This is a genomic window from Bacillus sp. LK2, from assembly GCF_001043575.1.
GTDB classification, from domain to species: Bacteria; Bacillota; Bacilli; order Bacillales; family Bacillaceae_G; genus Bacillus_A; species Bacillus_A paramycoides.
In genome coordinates, this window is sequence record NZ_LDUK01000107.1 from 1 (window position 1) to 313 (window position 313).

Here is a 313-nt window from a genome sequence, read left to right on the forward strand (position 1 = left end):
GTGGGGGTTCGACTCCCTTCACCCGCACTTTTAATAAAATAACTCATACATGTCTTGCGGAAGTAGTTCAGTGGTAGAATACAACCTTGCCAAGGTTGGGGTCGCGGGTTCGAATCCCGTCTTCCGCTCCAATTTTCAATATGACATGCCGGGGTGGCGGAACAGGCAGACGCACAGGACTTAAAATCCTGCGGTGGGTGACCACCGTGCGGGTTCGACCCCCGCCCTCGGCACCATATGCGCCCGTAGCTCAATTGGATAGAGCGTTTGACTACGGATCAAGAGGTTAGGGGTTCGACTCCTCTCGGGCGCG

Annotated in this window: 3 tRNA genes; all 3 read left to right on the forward strand. The window is 55.3% G+C overall.

From position 1 onward, the window contains the following. Positions 1–56: 56 nt before the first annotated feature. Positions 57–131, forward strand: a tRNA-Gly gene (locus VK90_RS27320). Positions 132–147: 16 nt separating this feature from the next. Beyond that, positions 148–236 (forward strand) — tRNA-Leu (locus tag VK90_RS27325). 3 nt (positions 237–239) lie between these two features. Continuing rightward, positions 240–313: transfer RNA gene (locus VK90_RS27330), tRNA-Arg, on the forward strand.